Genomic DNA, 18,956 nt, shown 5'->3' on the forward strand with positions numbered 1-18,956 from the left:
TTGGATGCCGATTTCATATTCCGATAATTTTTAAAAGCACTGTTTGTTACATTCTATTGGTCCTTTAACGAAAAAGAGCATTTCCTTTATTCAAGGAACGCACCCTTTAGCGGAAAAATGCGATCTTCTTATTGAAGAATCGCGCCCGATCGTATTATTAGGTCAGCCAGAAAATATTTCTGGTTGACCATTTTTTATATCGATATATGATAACGGTAGCCGAGGTAGAACGTTCGCGCCCGTGGGGCTAAGACCTCGTCCGCAAAACAGTTCACCCCCTACTTGTAGAAACATGTTTGAGGCTGGTTGGGACAGTGATCTCGTATAACAAGCGAAGCTATGACACTACAAAGAGGATTTAGGGGTTACCGGCAATTATCATTTTGAAGGAGGAATTATAATGAATCCAGTCATTGGCCTGGATGTAGCTAAAGGTGAAAGTCAGGTTCAAGCTTATTTGGAAAGAAAGAAGCCCTACAAGAAAAGCTTTAAAGTAAAACATGATCTTGATGGGTTAGCTAGTTTATTAGATTTTATTAAAGAAGTAGAAGATATTTCAGGAGAGCGCCCTCCCCTAGTTATGGAGTCTACAGGCCATTATCACACACCAGTTGTTCAATATTTTGAAGACAAAGGTTATTTAATCATTATCGTAAATCCACTCATCTCTTATAAGACGAAAAGTTCTAGTTTACGAAAGGTAAAAACAGATATCGTTGATGCCAATCATCTCTGCGAGCTGTATTATAAAGAGGATTTAGAGCCTTATAAAAAGCGTGGCATCCAACTTGCGAACTTACGTCATCTTACGAGACAGCACGATAATATTACAGGCATGTTTGTACAAACTAAACTACAATTCCAGGCAGTCTTAGATCAAGTATTCCCTGAATATAGTAATGTTTTTGGCGACTTATATTCGAATGTTTCTTTAAAAATACTACAGACTTATCCTACTTCAGAAGATATATTGAGCGCCAATAACGAAGTATTAACAACTAAAATAAAAGAATTCTGTAATTCTCGTTCTCTACAATGGGCAAATCAACAGGCTGAAAAGCTAATGACTGCAGCAGCTCAAAATCCATTTCAACAGGCTTTATATTCTAGCCTTGCCCTAAGTTTAGATATGTATATTAACATGATCTTTGAATACAAAAAACACCTATCCCTACTTGAAAATGAGATAGATGCTTTGGCCAAAAGTATTGAAGAATCGAAGATTATCCAATCTATTCCTGGTATCGGAGAAAAAATCGCTGCCACGATTATATCTGAAATTGGGGAAATTGAAAGGTTTAATCACCCTAAGAAACTAGTCGCATTTGCCGGTCTTGATCCAAGTATCTTTGAATCAGGTACATTCAAAGGCACTTACAACCGAATAACAAAAAGAGGCTCTAGCAGACTACGGCAAGCTTTGTATATGGCTGTTAAATGTGCAATTCGTGATTGTCGAAAACAGAAAACTACAGATGAAATCCTTCCTCGTAATAAGAAACTACGGGCGTTTTATGATAAAAAACGTGAAGAAGGAAAACCATTTAGAGTAGCTGTAATAGCTTGTGCAAACAAACTCTTACATTGGATTTATGCACTATTAAAAAACAAAACTTCTTTCCAAGACATATCTTGATTTAACAATTTAACCAAGCAAACCTAAACTTTCCAAATCAAAAATTTGGACGGTTATTTGGCATGCACAAATTTAGTATAACATGATATTTTTATTATTTTTAATGAAAATTATTGACAACTATTAGCTGGTTTGTTGAAGATTGATTGTGTATCCTCCAAACTTTTATTTGGAAACGTTATTGAGATAAAATTTATATAGTATTCATAAAAATGAGTTGTTATTCTTCAGATTCACTAAACGGGTATACATACATATCAATATCAATAAATGCATTGATATCGGAAGCAAATTTACTAAATTCAGGGTAGATTACTAAACCAGGTGTAAAACCATCTATCATTGTTATCACTAATGCAACTTTTACATTCAATTTCAATTCTTTTTTTATACGGTTAATTGAATCTGTTTTTTCCTGGAAAACATTTAAAATAGGAAGTAAAACATCATCTACATCAAGTGTTTCTAATGTTTCAGATTCATATTGCCACGATGTAAATGAACGTGTACGTACATCATTTATTCTTTCACCCATTCGCAATATTCTTGTTGGCTTTACACCTAACATCGCTGTTACTACTTCTACAGGAAAATCATCAACATCATCCTTACCAGTAAAACTAATGTATGCATATAAACTTGTTTTATCCATACAGCCCTCCAAAGATCTTTATATTTATACAAGCGATTATAACGTTAAAATTTACTGGATAAAAGTAACCTTTAACTGAAAAGGACCCCCTTCCTTATTCAAGGAAAGCGCCCGATTGTTGAATAAGGGATCGTCATTCGTAATGTTTACTACCTTACATACAAAGAAGTTCCCAAATACGATTTTGAGAAGGTTATACTTTAATTAACGAATGATTTGCAGAATTGATAAGTTGGGGGATGAGAAATGATGCAGATTTTATTAGTTATTTTAATATGGGTTTTACCGATTATCCTTCTTAGAAATGCATACTTTAAAATGGATAAGGAAGAACAACAGAAAGTTAAAAGTGTGTTTAAACAACCTTTAGCACTTTTTTGTGTAGGATTACTAGTTATAGGTTATTTATTGTCTTTTTCGGGGATTTTTTTAGCTATTGCATTGGTGTTGCATATCGGTGTAACGATGGTATTTATCGGCTGGTTTACGTCAATTATCGTAGGCTGGAAAATAGGGAAATTGAATCTTATGAAAAGTGCTGTATTTATTTTGTTAGGGGTTTTAGGAATAGTCATTTATGTGGTTATCATTACATAAATTTCAAAAAACATTCCCAAACATCGCTTTGGTAACTTTATTACTTATGTTATATTTTCATATAGAATATTTTAAGTCTGGTGTGAAACTGTTATGAAAAAATTATTATTATTAATCCTAGTATCTCTATTAATAGCAGCTATTGAATTCGGCAAAAGTTTTGACGCGATTGTTTTACCTATTTCGGCGAGTCTAATTTTATTAATTGGGAGTATTACTGTTTGTAGAATTGCTTTTGGGACTTATGTGGAAAAGAAATATACAGTATTGTTTTTAGGCGTTGTCTCACTTTATACCATTGGAACAATTTTTAATGTTCTAATGTACAACTAATACTTTTCAATTTATATACGACTATATAAAACAACGTTCCCAAATGACTCTTTAAAGCTGGCCCTATAACGGAAAAACGCGATTTTCTTATTGAAGAATCGCGCCAGATTGTTTAATAGCTATATCATAACAACATATGTAATTTAGCCTTTGTATTTGTTGCTACCCGGTAGTTTTTTTATTTCATACCAAGCTTTAATTGCATCTTCTCGATGATTCCCTTTGTTTTTGGGATCTGCGAAATAGTCTCGGATAAACTGATTGTATTCAAATTGTGAGCCTATTTGTTTCTTAAACAACGGGTCTTTTTTTCTTTCCTGCTCTTCATACCATGCATTTACAACATCACGATATGTCTTTCCTACATTTTCTCTAAAATAATTTTGAATATAAGTAGAAAAATGAAATTTGGGGATTTCTGACTTGAAGAAGGCCCTTACAGTTTGACTACAACGGTGATTTTCCGTTATTACTGTATCTAAATTTAAATCTGTTAATATTGCTTCATTTGTAGGAGACTTTCTTTTTTTCAGTGGCTTTTGTATTTCTCCTGTTTGAAGAAATGCTGCTATTCTATCCGTAATTTCAATTTTAGAACCAGAGGCACTCATCCCGTTCTTTCTACAAAAAGTTTGTAATTCCTCTTTTAACCAATAAAAACTTTGAAATTCTTGTACATCCAATTTCCTTTTTAGTTCAGGCCTCAAATATTACACCTCCAGTGTTAGTTAGTACTATTATAAAACTTACGTTCTTCTTTTTGTCGTTCTTTTTGATAATATTGACATTCTTCTTATTCGATTAATGTAACATACAAAAAGACGCGTTTCTCGATAAACGCGCCCGATTGTGGAAGATTGTTTTCGAACTAAAGCTACCTTTAAGCTTAATAGACAATATTATATTACGAAACAACTTATATAATTTTACTTACATCTAATCATTTTGTTTGGCTATGGTTCTTAGATTGCCTTTCTTTAAAGCAAAGTAATCTCTTCCTTACTATTATTCTACAATAGTTAATACTACTTTCCCTTTCGCTTTTCCAGTTTCCACATAATTTATTGCTTTTGTAGCTTCTTCAAACCTAAAAATTCGATCAATTGTTGGTTTAATCTTCCCTGACTCCAAAAGTTCTGATAATACTTGTAACTGTTGTCCGCTATGTTTCATAAAAAGAAAAGTGTATTCCACATCGTGCTTTTTTTCTAAACTAGTTAACTTAGTACTTGCTAATGAGAATAACATTTTTTTAAAATACCCCAGCCCCATTTTTTTTGCAAAACGACCATTTGGGGTACCTGCAATTGAAACAATCTTCCCTCCTTTTTTTACTGTCAGAAATGACTTCTCTAATGTTGCTCCCCCAATACTATCAATTACTGCATCATAATTCTTTATAACTTCTTCAAACTTTTCTATTTTATAATTAATAACTTCATCCGCACCAAGTGATTTTGCTAAATTGCTTCCCTCACTAGCTGTAGTTGCAACATAGGCTCCCATTTCTTTTGCAAGTTGTATAGCGAAAGTTCCTACACCACCAGAGCCAGCATGAATTAAGATTTTTTGATTATTTTTAACCTTTAATATGTCATAGAGCGCCTGGTAAGCAGTTAATCCAACCAAAGGGATAGATGCAGCTTCTTCAAAGCTAAGATTTTTAGGTTTTATAGCAATATCATGTTCATGAACTGATAGGTACTCTGCAAATGTGCCAATTTTGTTAGAACGGGGACGACCATAAACTTCATCGCCTACATTGAATTTTGTTACATCTTTTCCCACTTCAATAATCGTCCCCGCAAAATCGTTTCCTAATGTCAATGGCATATCATAATGCAGCAGTAGCTTCAATTCGCCCTTACGTATTTTTGTATCAAGTGGGTTTATACTCGCTGCATGTATCCTAACTAATACTTCATTACTGCCTACATTAGGTACTGGTCGATCAATAAAAGCTGGCTCTTTCTTGTATGCTTCTATTACAAATGCTCTCATCATAAAACTCCTTTTCAGCTGAATAAAATTAACGCTAACTTACTTCTTTATTCCTTAGGTTTTAGCGATTCTCTCATTCCTTTTCATCTTTTAAGGAATAATAACTTCCACTAAACATGTTTAGGGGAAGTTTAATTTAATATTATTGCTGATTTTTAATTATGTTCTTCAATCAAAAACGGGTAATCTGTATATCCTTGCTCACCACCTGCATACATTGTATTTCGGTCAGGTTCGTTTAATTGCGCATTGACTTTTAAACGCTCCACAAAATCTGGGTTTGCGATTAACCAAGTCCCTACAGTAACAACGTCAGCCACTTCATTATCCAAGTCTACTGTTAATTTATCTAAAGGGCGTCCTGCTCGGTTAATGAGAAGTGCTTGTGACCAAAGCTTTCGAATTTCTTGTAGCAATGGTTCATTTCCAAAGTGCATGATGTGAAGATAGGCGAGCTTGAGCTTATTCAACTCCGCGATTAGATAATGATACATTTCGATACTAGTTTCTCCCTCTTCTATACCGTTTAATGTACCTTGAGGTGAAAAACGAATACCCACGCGTTCGGCTCCGATTTCTTCAACAACCGCTTTAGCTACTTCAATAGCAAATCGAGATCTATTTTCTATTGAACCACCATACGCATCTTGGCGATGATTAGAGTTTTCACTTATGAATTGTTGAATAAGGTAACCGTTAGCCCCGTGAATTTCGACACCATCGGCACCAGCTTCAATGGCTGCTCTTGCTGCCAATCGAAAATCATTAATTACATCTTTAATTTCTTCTTCTGTTAACTCTCTAGGAGTAGGAATTTGCTTCATGCCTTGTGCAGTGAAAATTTCCACATTAGGAGCAATGGCTGAAGGAGCAACGGCCTGACGATGATGTGGTGTGTTATCTGGATGTGATACACGCCCTACATGCATCAGTTGAATGAATATTTTCCCACCTTTGCTATGAACTTTAGATGTTACTTTTTTCCACCCTTCGATATGTGCTTTCGTATAAATGCCTGGTGTATTTGTATACCCTTGTCCATCATCAGAAGGTTGAGTACCTTCACTTATAATTAAGCCAACAGACGCACGTTGACCATAATATTCAACTGCTAAATTACTAGGTGTACCATCTTCTAATGCACGACTTCTTGTCATAGGTGCCATACCAATACGATTCTTTATATTAATATTTCCAATACGCACTTCTTCAAATAGTTTACTCATAATCAATCTCCTTTTTTGTTTGTTATAACCCTTATAACGATGTATTATCTAAAAATGAATTAACATTCTCAGCAAATAATTCTGGGAACTGAAACAGGTGACCGTGACCAGAATCTGGATAAATAATCAACTGAGTATTTGGTAAATGTTCAGCTAGAATATAACTATTTTTTGTTGGTACCATTATATCTTCAATCCCGTTGGTCACAAGTACAGGATGAGGAATGTTTTTCAACCAATCGTAATTATGATCCGTCTTAGGTTGGGCCCATTTTACTATGGCTTTTAGTTGTGCTGCTTGTACTTGAGCAGAGCTATCAAACTGTTTCTGGTTCATAATTCGTTGGAGAGACTCCATTCCAGCAGCTTTACTTGTTTCAGTTGAACGATAGAAGAAGAACATGAAATCATTTAAATTATCGTTTTCAGTGCCACCGTGATTAGTCATTCTCTCAAATATTACCGAATCTGGATTTACTCCAGCTTCTGGAGACGATCCAGCTATAATAATACGGCGAATGAGATGCCCTTCCTGTAAGGCTAATTCTTGCGCTACCATTCCTCCAATTGAGAAACCTAGAATGTCTACTTGGTTAAGACCCAGTGCTTTAATAAATGAAGCAGCGTCTTGTGCCATTTCAGTTATCGATTCTGGTGTTTGACCGTTAGTCTCTCCAACCCCTTTATTATCAAAAAGAATCACTGGTCTTTTTTGTGCAATTGGAGCGAGCATGTTAGGATCCCAATTCTCCATTGTCCCTCTAAAATGAACAAGGAAAACGACAGGTATACCTGATGCTGCACCAAATTTTCTATATGCAAAACGTGTTTCATTCGCCTCAATAAACGTTGATTCTGTTGGAATTTTAAATGTTGTCATATAAATTCTCCTTTATTTAATCTTTTTTAGAATGAACGTTCTCGAATAGGGAAAGAAAAAAGAAAGCTATTCTAACACTTTCAAAATTAAATCAATAATGCTTTCTAATTCCTTTTTTGTATAATTGGTTTTAACTAATACTCTTAAACCAATAAGGTTATTATGCAGAAATTGAGCGGTAACTAGAGTATTTAAATCATTTTTAATTTCGCCTTTGTTTTGCCCCTCTTTTAAAAGTTTATTGAGCAACTCTTCTGTATCGTTAAACATTTTAGTAGTTAAATGTTGTATATCTTTATCTAATAAAGCCAACTCTACAGCCGTATTAACTGCAAAACAACCTGCTGGATAGATTTCAAATTCAGCTAAATTGACTACATACTCAAAAATATTTTTAATAGCTATCTTCACTGTTGAAGAATTGCTTATAATTTTAGTTAATTCTTCTGCAACAAACACTTCATAAAATTTTAAAGAAGCTAAGAATAACGAGTACTTGTCACCAAATGTATCATAGATACTTCTTCGATGGATCCCCATGTGGTTAACTAAATCTTGCATAGATGTTTTTTCATATCCTTGCTTCCAAAAAAGTTCCATCGCTTTTTTTAGAACTACCTGCTCATCAAATTCTTTATTTCTGGCCAATTTAATTCCTTCTCCCTAACGAATAAAAATCTCTAAAAGCCTTTTTAGACCGAACGTTCTACAAAGCACATTACACTATTTAGAATGATTAGTAAAGTATTGAGTTTTGGTTATTATCTTATGGCATATACTAATTATCTCTTTTAAACTAATCTGCCCCGTTAGCTTAAATACATTGTTTCACAAACTCACAACAACATTAACATAAAACACCATTTTTAGTTTAGAAGTGTTATTCAATTAAATGGCCCGATTGTGGAAGATCTTAATTAGTATGTCTCGTTAAACTAAAGCAATGGGCTTCAAAATAAACAGTAATTATTCTTCATGTAATAGATCACTTTGTGATCTAGATGAATACCACCCTTGTTGGATAACATCACCATTATTACGAGCGAAATATTTATATTCCACATGTGGTTCAGTATCAAATATTACACCTATATAATATGGATTCGAAGATTCATAGCCATCCTCACGATGAGGTGCTATCTGATATTTCCACGTTTCCCCAGGGTACTGTTCTTCCAAATGTATCTGTATATAACCAACTTTTTTTTCGATTTGCATATCAATCCAATATGGACGTACGTAATAAAAGATGCCGAAAGACACCAAAAATAAAATAGCCAATCCCTGAATAATTTTTCTCCATTTCCCTTTTAAAATAAAAGAAACTAATAGGATAACAAGTAAAATTCCACCGACTATCATTAATTCAATTATTTCTATTAGATGCAATGAATTTCCCCCATTTTTTGTTTCAGTTAGTTCGTTAATTGAAGTATAACCTTCCCAAACCGTCTTTTGGTAACCTTTTATAAAAGATTGTTATTCCACAATATGGCCCTATAACAGAAAAACGCGATCTTCTTATTGAAGAATCGCGCCCGTTTGTGGAATAACGAATGCCATTATAAGGTTATGATCAGCTTACAATAACAGCCCAAAGCGATATGTGTAACATTAGGGGAATTCTACACGTCTATGTTTACGAGGGGGGAAATGTATGAAAAAGATATTAATTTCTTTATTAGCTGTAGTTGTGCTAGTAGGTGGTATTTATTTTGGATCTAACCTTAAACCACCTAAACCAACCATAACTATTGAAAATAATACTGTAAAAGTGGCACAAGGTTCTTATTGTTGGCGTGGGCTTATTAATGCACAATGTGTTGATATGATTTCGCCACCAGATATTATTAAACATCACGAACTTAAACCTGTTATTGTATCACCTGAAGCTAAATTAAAAATAGAATTTAATCGTAAACCTCTAGAAAATACGTTGAATGCATCTTTATGGCTTAGTAACGGGGAAACGGAAAATGCCCCATTAAATGACAATGTACTAGTAGTGCCAAAAGAAAAGGGTGTTTATATTTATAGTGTTTCTGCAAATTGGGAAAAGGGAAGTTCGGGTTATGTCTTTGTAATTGAAGTTAAATAAATCTTCTTTTCTTTCATGAGTATTTTAGTAACAAGTTTTTATAACGTACACATAACTAAACCTAATAACGGTCCCAAATCAAAGTTTGGGCAGTTTACAAAAGTCGAAAACGTTAATTTAACAGCGTTCTCGACTTTTTTTGTATCACATTATTTATACGATATTTTATACAGTCAGCTGAAACTCTTGATATAAAGGATTTTATACTAGTTGGGTATAATCTTTAATTTGCATAAAAACTTGTATTGCCATTCTTTTATCGTTATAAATCTAAATATTTTCTAACACTCCCCAAGAAAAAAATGTTGCTCCACAATATGGCCCTATAACGGAAAAACGCGATCTTCTTATTGAAGAATCGCGCCTGATTGTTGAAGATTGATTTTCTGCGTCCACAACTTAACTTGGGAACGATATTTGTATATAGATTTATGCTTCATACCGCCTCTAAAATGAATAATGATCTTTGAAGATTAGAAACCATCCTTGTACTTTACCGATGTCTTTTTTGTCTCAAAATCACTAAAATGGCAGGACCCAAACCAAGTGTCAGACATCCTAAACTAAATACTAGCGATAGAAACGCAATAGCTAGTACATCTGATGACATCAATGTTCCAACAAAATAGAAAATACCACTTACCGCTAATACTGGACCTAAGATGAAAATACTGCTTTTAACAACGTTTTTCGTTTTCGCATATAATTTATCCGATACCGTTGAAAAGATTAGTGGCTCTTATGATAGTCGATCTGAAATCGTCCGGACGGCATCCATAAATACGTTAACAAATGCTTCGCGATCAACATCATGCAATACATGCACGTTTGGTTTATTGCCTGTTGAATTGTGTAAATCTACGACTGTCGCACCTGTTGTCATACCCTCTGTCGACATTTCTACATAGTAGTCTGTTCCTTTGAAAAACTCAGGATGCAGTAAATACATGATGGCAGAGACGTCATGGAAGCGGAGCACATCGGCGTAATGTGGCTCACTAAAAGGTGTTGGTTTCGCTACGTCCAAATAGTACGTCACAAGATCATAAGTCTTTTGCGCAAACTCTGTACCGATGTCTAGAATTTTCTTCGCTTCAGTTTGTGTGACGAATGCTTTGTGCGTCACATCTAACCCGCACATGCTCATCGGTACACCTGATTGCATCACAATTTGAGCGGCATGTGGATCTACATAGGCGTTAAATTCGGCAACGGCTGTTTTATTGCCACCTTGAGCTGCGCCACCCATCCATGAAATCGTTTCAATGTTATCCTTTACTTCTGGGTGAGCGAGTAACAATGCTCCGACATTTGTTAAGGGACCTGTCGCAACAATCGTTACCTTCTCCTCACTCGCTAAAATCGTTTCACGCATAGCTGCAACTGCTGGACGGACATTAGTCGGTACTTCCACTTTCGGAAACTCTACTTTACCAAAACCAAATGCACCATGAATCTCCTCTGCTACTTCAAGCTTACGGAACATCGGCTGCTCAAGCCCTCGTGCAATCGTCACGTCTTCTCCAATATAATTTAAAAATGCATGTGCATTGTAATTCGCCTTACTTTGCGGAATATTTCCAGATGCAGTCGTTACTAAACGAATATCAAAAATATCCTTATTAGCAAATGCTACTGTTAGCATCATTGCATCATCAATACCTGGATCTGTGTCAATAATTAGCGGTCGTCTTATCATATTGTATTCACCTAATTCTTTCATTTTTAGTTTCATTATAGATATATTTCCGAAATTGCTAAAGCTTTGTCTGAAATATATAACGTCCCACAATTCATTGTGGTTCGCGAGAAAATAGCGCACGCTCTTAATAATCAAATATATACGGAAAATGCTATTCAACTAACAAATGAAATAACTAACAATAGAACATTATAAGAGGCTCATTCGAAACATGGATACAGCAGCTACAAATCCCTGCACATTATCGCGTTTCAAATAGATTTTTATCCCCACGACCATTTCCGCGTGTTTCGCCTAAATGCTCTTTATATTGGTCGAATAAAGGAAGCTTAATAAAAAATCACCAAAATCTCAGTGATGCTTCATTTTCAATCTTCTACTCGTGTCAAAGTGATTTTTGTTCGTTTATGTTTACGCTCATCTAAATCCCTTCTTATTTCATCAGGCAAGTTATGATAAAGATTTAAATTCGAAAAAATAACATTAAGCATCTTAGCTACATCCTCTATTTGATGAATGCTAACATTTTCTAATACACTCACTGCTCGTGTATAAATCTGGCTTCGATTTTCTAGAAGCGATAAATCTTGCATAGAATGTAGTACTTCTAAAGCATATTTAGCGGTTTGTTGCCGAAAACCTATTAAATGATCAATTTCATTCTTTAACTCATTTTCCATTTCAAACACTGTGATCATGTAATACACCACCTGACTGAATAATCTTTTTTATAATTATAATGCTATTGGGTAAGCATTCCCATTAAAGGCCACCACTGTAATTAAAGCAAAAAAGTACATCCTGATAAAATCAAGATATACTCGGGTTTAATTATCTATATCCTTATGTCGAGAAAACTCGATGAGCATTAAGTCTTCCGTATCCTTCTCTATTTTTTCTATATCCGGACGATCCCAGTCACTTCCGTTATATTTTTCTTGATCCAATATATAATGAAGCTTCGTATACTCCGCATTTTGTATTAGTTGAAGAATATAACCTACTCGGTCCATCATGTACTTATTTAAAGCCATCATATCTTTATTAGACAGTTGGCTAATGACTTCTAATGGTGTATTTTCAGGTATCTTGGAATACTCATCATAACCATATTTACCAGCATGCATATCTTCAATGATGCCATTTCTAAAGATAAAGTGAACTATTTTGCGTGATAAATCAAACACATTCTCTTCAGGATCACTTTCTTCAGGTATCTCGCACTTGTTAATATATTCTAATGTCATGGTATTTTTTTGACTTTCAAAATTTATAGTCTCGTCATCTTCCTCATAAAAAAAGCCTTCCATATCTACTAACTCATCCATGAATTGTCGATCAAGCTTTTCAAAGATACCGTTCAAAACCTTTATCAAGTTACTTCTCTCTATAGGGTCAATTGAATCCAAAAAGTCGTCTTTATCTGAGCTCATTTTATAGCCTCCATGTTATTACAAGATTGTTGCATCAGGTACAGTCATACTTGCTCATAGTTTTGACTCAACTCATTAGTTTTATTCTGGAAATAACATTACCAGGATGTTGGTGTATCTGTACCTTTTCGGTTTCTGAAAATAAAAAAAGTCAAAATCCCTTTAAAAGGATTTTGACAATTACTAAACTTTATATATGGAGACGGTGGGAATTTGAACTGATTGCTTATAAACCTAGTCACATCAACGTTTCCAAGCACTTCTAATTATTATTAGCCAGATTATAGCCAGACGTGTTAACACCGTATTATAAATCACCATACAGGGAAGCTAGCTCCTTTTTATTGCTTAATGAATATACTCAACAATCTATGCTCAAAATTTGTTGCATTGTCCATATGTTCTAATAGGTCTTTTTACAATTAACATTCTTCCAAACAACAAAAGGTTGAGAATCATATAAATACTCTGGATCAATAAAATAGATTTAAAATTCATCTTATCCAAAATATTTTCTTTTTAAATGTGACATTCCAGGTTCAGCTAATACCTGTTCAATTTGTGTTTTATTAATGAGAATACATTTAAATGGAATATGATATTTAGTATCTTTTAAAGCATTGAACCAATCCAAAAAATCATTAGTTATTTTTCTATTTGTCATTAGCAGAAAATAATCTGGTTTATGCATTAAAACCTTTGTTATTTCATCATAAATCTCACTTATTAGTAGGTTATTATAGTCTTTGGAGTACTTACATTGAAGTACCCATCTATTGGAATAATCCGTTATTATAGGTATCCATGCATGTGCGTCTACATAGAAACATCCATCTCTAGCTCTATCAGCTCCTTTACCTATAATCTCAAGGTTTTTCCCGCCCCATTCCTTAATAATATCTAAACATAGTGCTTCAAATGCCCCAGCTTCATCGACTTTATCTTTTCCAGCAAACTCATCTGGTAGTTTGATTTTTCCCCAATTTATTGATTGTGTGTATGTTCTAAAGTGTTCATAATCATCTAGTGTGGTTAAAGAAATTCTAATTTTATTTAACTCAGCTTTTCCTTTTAACTTGCCATCACTATTTTCTAAATCAATTCTAGATATCTCTAATTTATAATAATTACTATTTAAATTCACTATAGAGAAAAGCTTATAGTTATCATTCAAAGCTTTCACATCTAGTTCTTTAATAGTTATACTTAGTTTAGGATTCCCACTTTGCGTATACAATCCAACATTAAATGCGTGAAAGTCTATTGATAATCTACCTTTGCCGATTAACTTATCTTTTTGATTATAAATTTTGATAGTTTCCCCAATAAAATTATCGAAATATTCCCTCACTTCTAGAGGCTCAACATTAGAAATACTTAATGTATTAGTCATTTTGAGCACCTCCATGATAAATGTACTCATCTGCTGGATTGATGTGTAATATCCAAAGTAAAATATCTTTTATAGCATACTCTTTTTTATCTTTCCATGGGATATTGTAAATATACGTCCCTAAAATATTTTTGGTAAACACTTTAAATCTATCTATCGTTTCTTCTAATAGTAGCGGATGTGACTTACTTCTCGCTGCCTCTATAAACTCAATCAAATCCCAATATAAAATTTCTCTCATATTTTTGAAAGTTATTTTTTCAGCCTCAGAAGAATAATTTGTACCAGCTATTATAATGGAACTATACAATGAAATTTTTTCACTTTCTCTTTCAGCAAAAATTTCCTCTAAAATAGAAACTAATAATTTTGCTTTAGCAAAAATATCTTCAGTATTAATAAACTCATAGTACATTTTAATACAATTTTCAACATTATTACTTATCTTTTGTTGTGACGTTGAAAGTTCATTTAAAAACAATAATAGCTCATTTGAAAAATCATCTATTTTCTTTACCCTTTTATAACCCGATTCTTTCCTACCAAATAAAAGATTACCTGATGTTTTATTATAGATTACATAAGGGTCCGCTATTTTAAAATCATACTCATCTTCTGGAGAAACAAAATAATATAAAAGCTCTAAATATCTTGTTAATTTATCCTTACCTATGGAGTAAGCTAAATCTGTATCTTTATTTCCGCAAGAAACCCCTTTTACAATAAACCAAGCTGAGTTTTCTTTTTCATTATTAGGAATATCAACGAACGTTGGCTTTTGAAACCCTCCTAACGCATCGTGAATTTCAGATTGCCAACTTAAAAACATCGTATGAGACAGTGCTTCTACATCTTCAAGAAATGATTCTTTATAAATTTTTTCATCAATTGCTATATTTTGAACTCTTAATGCAATTTCAAATTCACTTATTGATAAGTTTTCCTCTAATACTTTTTTTACCGTCTCTGATTTCAGCTTTTCATGGTATCCATCTATACATTCACCTATCAATACAGGGGCATTATTAGAACTTCTGAAGATCTCGCCTAAAACAATCATTCTATAGTCACTAAATCTTTCAACGTGGATTTTTTCAATTTTTAATGGTAGATCTTTTAAATAAGTTTCTATTATTTTAATTAATTCTTCAGCTAAACTAACATATGATTCAAACTTTAAAGTATCGCTAAAATTAGTTTTGAATTGGAAGTGATACGCATTAAATACTTTCGATTTAATATCTGCTGTATTAAGTAGTGAATTAATTTTATATGCTGATTGCTCTCCTTCTTCCATTGTTTTTCCTAATTTAGCACTATTTAATATTTGATTAATATACTCGCTTATTACTTTGTTAAGTATATTATCTAAACTATTTAAAGATAACTTTTTATGATTTTTACTCAAACATATCGTATATAAGCCCTGTTTAAATTCTTCGTATATATTTTGAACTAATTTAGTTAAAGTTTTATGCGAATAATACCTTTGATTAAATTTCTTTAGGATACAGTTTCTAGCTCTATAAAGCTTATAGTACTTCGGGTAAGTTTCGGTAACCTCACTTTGAGGAAAACTTATACTACTTATAGATTCATAAGCTGCATCCTTAAATTGAAAATCTTCAAATAAAATTTTGACTTTCTTGCTACGACTTTTCTCCAACTCGGTAAAAGGTACTCTAAGTAACTCCTCAATTTCAATATTGAATATTTGAGATAAAACCATTAATGCCATCTCACTTGGAATATCTAATCCAAAAACTAGGTTTTCACAAACTACATCTCTAACTAAGTTTTTCTCTACTTGCGAAAATTCAAATTCATTATTTTGTAATATAAACTGCACATAAATAGAATATTTTAATTCATCTAAAGCCTTAGATGCAAAACTATTTACTAAATCATCAATTTCAGGTATAAACGAATATGTACTAAAATTAAAACTACCTATTTTCTTATACAACGAAACAACCTCCAAAGAAATAATTATGCCATCTTAGTCCTTATCAATCTGGATGTATTATAGAATTGTGTAATCCTCAATTAATTGATTTACTACCATGGCTTTCTATAACCATTAAATTTAATTAGCTTTTCTACACCTTTCAATGTCACACCAGCTATTTGCCCTTTTATGCAATAAAGAATTCATTGTAACCTACCTATTGTGTCCCAATTATTTAAAGCAACTACCTCTAGTTCTTCAGAAGTTAGAAATCGAACAGAAAAAAGAAAACAGATTCCCTTAGAACTAGCTCTTGCTTTGTCAACAACTCTATTTTCTCATATCATTAGGAATTTTAGTTACAAATTTTCCAAAATGCAGAAGAATGAATTTCAACAATCTTTCATCTGCTTTATAAAAATTAGAATGGTGCTCATTCTCTTAACTCTCAAAAATTATCCTAATAAAATATGTATTAGACAAGTATACTTTTTTCCTTTATTTCTAAGGAATATTCCCATAACCCCCTGCTTACAGTAAACAAACAAATAAAAATGGTGTCTTTATAACAATTCGAAAGGACTTGTGAATATGAAAGTAGTAGCTGATAAATTGGAATTGCAATCGCTTTTGCTGGAGCAAGATGTCTTTTATAATGGTGAATTAATAAGTACAGACATGAAAAAAATCATTCTTTCAACGGCACTCGATCTGTTGAACATTACAAAGGACCAAGCTATTGGCAAATAAAAAATACCATTGCTTAGTAAATACTAGGCAATGGTATTTTACTTTTCACTGAAGCAATTTCTCCAATTTACAAGGCAGCCTGCTTCACTAAGTTTTCTAAATAATCTAGCTTGTACTTAGATGGAATCGTAATCGGATTTATTCCATGCTCATTGAACAGCTTCAGATACTTCGATATGTGCTATCTGAACAATGTTTAGCAGGTGTATCTAAGTTTCCTTTAGAAACTAATTTCATAAAATATTTTGCAAAAAAGTTACAACACCTGCTGCTATATAATATGAGGAGTACCTTTTAAAAGAAATTTTAATATATAAGCTTGCCTATGACGTAACGTCATGATGTAAAATTTAGTAATGAATGAGGAGCGTGAATATAGTTGAATGAAAAATTGTATACAGTAAAAGTATTTGCAAGCTTGACTGGTGTCACAGAACGAACCCTTCATTACTACGATCGAAAAGGAGTACTAATTCCAACTAGCTATTCCAAAAACGGGCATAGACTCTACAGTAATGAAGACATATTTAAAATGCAAAAAATCTTAACACTCAAATATTTAGGTTTTTCTTTGAAGGAGATAATTGAATATCTATCTAAAAACTCAACAATTAGTTTACATGACTCATTATATGAACAGAAAGAATTACTTAAGAAAAAGAGAGACGAAATTGATTCTATTATTGGTACGATTTCTAGAGTAGAACAAATTACTCAAACCGAAGAGGTTGAAAGCGATCTACTTCTAGTCATCATTCATTCGATTCAAAATGAGAAAAATCAAGAGAATTGGCTATCTAATCAACTTTCTGATCCAATTATTGAACAAGCATTCATGCGACATATGTCCAAAGAGGATAAACTGAAAACTGAACGTGACCTACTTAACATTGTAAATAAGTTACAAGTATTTTATGAAAATGGAAATCCACCATTCACTTCAGAAGTTCAGCATTTAATTACACAATTAAATGCGATTCTACGTAAAATTATAGAACCAAAGTATCAAGAATACATAAAAAAGCTAGAGATAGAAGAAAGTTCATTATACTATTTTTCATTCATGTCAAAAGGATTTCAAGATTATATTGGGGAAGCTGCGGAAATATTAAATGAGAAAAATAATATGTCAAAAGCAGACAATTAAAGGGAGTGGAGTTAATGAATAGTAAACGGTTGAAATTATCAATGTTACTTGCTGTACTTACTGTAACAATGATAGGTAGCTATTTTATGTTGCGTTTGAATAATATTAGTGATCTGGTCGTAATAGTAATAACGCTGGTTTTAGTTATTTTATGCCCGTTGAGTATTTACTTGTTGTTGATACGACCTAGAACTTTGCCAAAATTATTCATATATTTATCATTTATTTTATGCTTAGGGGCTACCTATTTTATTATTCCTCCTTTCCAAAGAGATTTTTTAAACAAAATATTAGTATGGCTTATACCGTTCGTAGAAATTTCTGTCATTGTTTTAGTTATATATAGTATAGTTAAAAGCATTATCAGTTATAAGAGAATTAATTCAAATGAAAGCTATAACTTTCTTGAAGTAACAAAAATGTCGCTTGAACCTAAATTAGGAAGCGGTTTCGTATTGGAAGCAGTCCTAACAGAAATTGGAGTTTTCTATTACGGAATATTGGTTTGGTTCAAGAAACCATACATAAAGGAGAATGAAGTTTTTACTTATCATAAAACTTCACAGATAAAGACAATAGTAATCGTATTTTCATTTCTTATTGCAATAGAATCAGTGTTATTTCATTTGCTTATTCAATTATGGAGTGACATTGCTGCATGGGTCTTTACAGTATTAAATATCTATGCTTTGTTTTATATGGTGGGACTTTATAATTCTTCAAGATTTTTGCCGCATGTTATCAATCGAGATAAGCTCACTATACGTCTTGGATATCAGAGTAGTATTGAATTGGATATTAGTAATATAGAAAGTATAAAAGATGCTAAACAAGTTGGATTTGGGGATAAAATACCTAAAGAAACGTACTATTCATTGTTAAATATAGACACTCCACAGTACGAACTCTTTTTAAAAGAACCAGTTTTAATGAAAGGTTCTTATGGAAAAAGGAGGTATGTTAAAACTGTCATTTTCAGATCTGATGAACCAAATAGAATTATTAATAGGATAAATTCGATATTAGATCACATTCCAAATGAAACAGCTTAGGCGGTTGTTTTCAATATCAGTAAATAGGTGTCAAATGGAATTGGGCACAGATATAATTCTAACTATTTTCTAAAATATCTCTATCAAAACAAGATTTATAAACGTTTG

General features: G+C 32.8%; 19 protein-coding genes. 7 read left to right on the forward strand and 12 right to left on the reverse strand.

What is annotated here, in order from left to right:
• Positions 1-400 precede the first annotated feature (400 nt).
• The gene (locus MHH44_RS17180) at positions 401-1,636 is read left to right on the forward strand and encodes an IS110 family transposase (RefSeq protein WP_061550132.1); all 1,236 of its coding nucleotides are present in this window, start codon (positions 401-403) and stop codon (positions 1,634-1,636) included.
• Between the two features lie 220 nt (positions 1,637-1,856).
• Here MHH44_RS17180 and MHH44_RS17185 read toward each other — a convergent pair whose 3' ends face one another.
• On the reverse strand, positions 1,857-2,288 hold the full coding sequence (locus MHH44_RS17185; protein ID WP_008405437.1) for a DUF4279 domain-containing protein: 432 nt from the start codon (positions 2,286-2,288) through the stop codon (positions 1,857-1,859).
• Positions 2,289-2,534: 246 nt separating this feature from the next.
• On the opposite strand from MHH44_RS17185, the gene MHH44_RS17190 reads away from it, so the two are divergent.
• Together MHH44_RS17190 and MHH44_RS17195 are read left to right on the forward strand one after the other, a co-directional pair.
• The gene (locus MHH44_RS17190) at positions 2,535-2,885 is read left to right on the forward strand and encodes a Fe3+-siderophore ABC transporter permease (RefSeq protein WP_340799162.1); all 351 of its coding nucleotides are present in this window, start codon (positions 2,535-2,537) and stop codon (positions 2,883-2,885) included.
• Positions 2,886-2,978: 93 nt separating this feature from the next.
• A complete protein-coding gene (locus MHH44_RS17195) occupies positions 2,979-3,218 on the forward strand; it encodes a hypothetical protein (RefSeq protein ID WP_340799163.1) in 240 nt (79 codons plus the stop codon).
• A 143-nt stretch (positions 3,219-3,361) separates the two neighbouring features.
• Here MHH44_RS17195 and MHH44_RS17200 read toward each other — a convergent pair whose 3' ends face one another.
• From MHH44_RS17200 to MHH44_RS17225, 6 genes are all read right to left on the reverse strand, one after another.
• A complete protein-coding gene (locus MHH44_RS17200) occupies positions 3,362-3,925 on the reverse strand; it encodes a DUF6434 domain-containing protein (RefSeq protein WP_340799165.1) in 564 nt (187 codons plus the stop codon).
• Positions 3,926-4,223: 298 nt separating this feature from the next.
• Entirely contained in the window at positions 4,224-5,219 is a 996-nt protein-coding gene (locus MHH44_RS17205) for an NADP-dependent oxidoreductase (RefSeq protein WP_008405445.1), read from the reverse strand.
• Positions 5,220-5,374: 155 nt separating this feature from the next.
• Entirely contained in the window at positions 5,375-6,445 is a 1,071-nt protein-coding gene (locus MHH44_RS17210) for an alkene reductase (protein ID WP_340799166.1), read from the reverse strand.
• 31 nt (positions 6,446-6,476) lie between these two features.
• The gene (locus MHH44_RS17215) at positions 6,477-7,325 is read right to left on the reverse strand and encodes an alpha/beta fold hydrolase (protein WP_340799167.1); all 849 of its coding nucleotides are present in this window, start codon (positions 7,323-7,325) and stop codon (positions 6,477-6,479) included.
• A gap of 66 nt (positions 7,326-7,391) precedes the next feature.
• Complete coding sequence (locus MHH44_RS17220; protein WP_340799168.1) at positions 7,392-7,973, reverse strand: TetR/AcrR family transcriptional regulator; 582 nt, start codon at positions 7,971-7,973, stop codon at positions 7,392-7,394.
• A 318-nt stretch (positions 7,974-8,291) separates the two neighbouring features.
• Positions 8,292-8,714, reverse strand: coding sequence for a hypothetical protein (locus MHH44_RS17225; protein WP_340799169.1), 423 nt, complete (start codon positions 8,712-8,714; stop codon positions 8,292-8,294).
• 268 nt (positions 8,715-8,982) lie between these two features.
• Between MHH44_RS17225 and MHH44_RS17230 the strand changes: the two genes are divergently transcribed.
• Positions 8,983-9,423, forward strand: a complete 441-nt coding sequence (locus MHH44_RS17230) for a hypothetical protein (protein WP_008405454.1) — start codon at positions 8,983-8,985, stop codon at positions 9,421-9,423.
• 739 nt (positions 9,424-10,162) lie between these two features.
• On the opposite strand, the gene MHH44_RS17235 is transcribed toward MHH44_RS17230, so the two are convergent.
• From MHH44_RS17235 to MHH44_RS17255, 5 genes are all read right to left on the reverse strand, one after another.
• Positions 10,163-11,122 carry a nucleoside hydrolase gene (locus MHH44_RS17235; RefSeq protein WP_340799170.1) on the reverse strand — a complete coding sequence of 320 codons (960 nt, stop codon included), beginning with the start codon at positions 11,120-11,122 and terminating at the stop codon, positions 10,163-10,165.
• A 371-nt stretch (positions 11,123-11,493) separates the two neighbouring features.
• Positions 11,494-11,823, reverse strand: a complete 330-nt coding sequence (locus MHH44_RS17240; RefSeq protein ID WP_340799171.1) for a hypothetical protein — start codon at positions 11,821-11,823, stop codon at positions 11,494-11,496.
• Positions 11,824-11,952: 129 nt separating this feature from the next.
• Positions 11,953-12,558: a hypothetical protein gene (locus MHH44_RS17245; RefSeq protein ID WP_340799172.1), complete on the reverse strand. Its 606-nt coding sequence runs from the start codon at positions 12,556-12,558 to the stop codon at positions 11,953-11,955.
• Between the two features lie 499 nt (positions 12,559-13,057).
• Positions 13,058-13,951, reverse strand: a complete 894-nt coding sequence (locus MHH44_RS17250; protein WP_340799173.1) for a hypothetical protein — start codon at positions 13,949-13,951, stop codon at positions 13,058-13,060.
• Complete coding sequence (locus MHH44_RS17255; RefSeq protein WP_340799174.1) at positions 13,944-15,917, reverse strand: hypothetical protein; 1,974 nt, start codon at positions 15,915-15,917, stop codon at positions 13,944-13,946. Before MHH44_RS17255 ends, MHH44_RS17250 begins: the two co-directional genes overlap by 8 nt.
• A 573-nt stretch (positions 15,918-16,490) precedes the next feature.
• Here MHH44_RS17255 and MHH44_RS17260 point away from each other — a divergent pair.
• The 3 genes from MHH44_RS17260 (at position 16,491) to MHH44_RS17270 (ending at position 18,848) form a co-directional block, all read left to right on the forward strand.
• The gene (locus MHH44_RS17260; protein WP_340799176.1) at positions 16,491-16,649 is read left to right on the forward strand and encodes a hypothetical protein; all 159 of its coding nucleotides are present in this window, start codon (positions 16,491-16,493) and stop codon (positions 16,647-16,649) included.
• A 379-nt stretch (positions 16,650-17,028) separates the two neighbouring features.
• Positions 17,029-17,796 carry a MerR family transcriptional regulator gene (locus MHH44_RS17265; protein WP_340799177.1) on the forward strand — a complete coding sequence of 256 codons (768 nt, stop codon included), beginning with the start codon at positions 17,029-17,031 and terminating at the stop codon, positions 17,794-17,796.
• A 14-nt stretch (positions 17,797-17,810) separates the two neighbouring features.
• Positions 17,811-18,848 carry a hypothetical protein gene (locus tag MHH44_RS17270; RefSeq protein ID WP_340799178.1) on the forward strand — a complete coding sequence of 346 codons (1,038 nt, stop codon included), beginning with the start codon at positions 17,811-17,813 and terminating at the stop codon, positions 18,846-18,848.
• Positions 18,849-18,956: the final 108 nt, after the last annotated feature.

This window comes from Solibacillus sp. FSL K6-1126, from assembly GCF_038003445.1.
Taxonomy (GTDB): domain Bacteria; phylum Bacillota; class Bacilli; order Bacillales_A; family Planococcaceae; genus Solibacillus; species Solibacillus silvestris.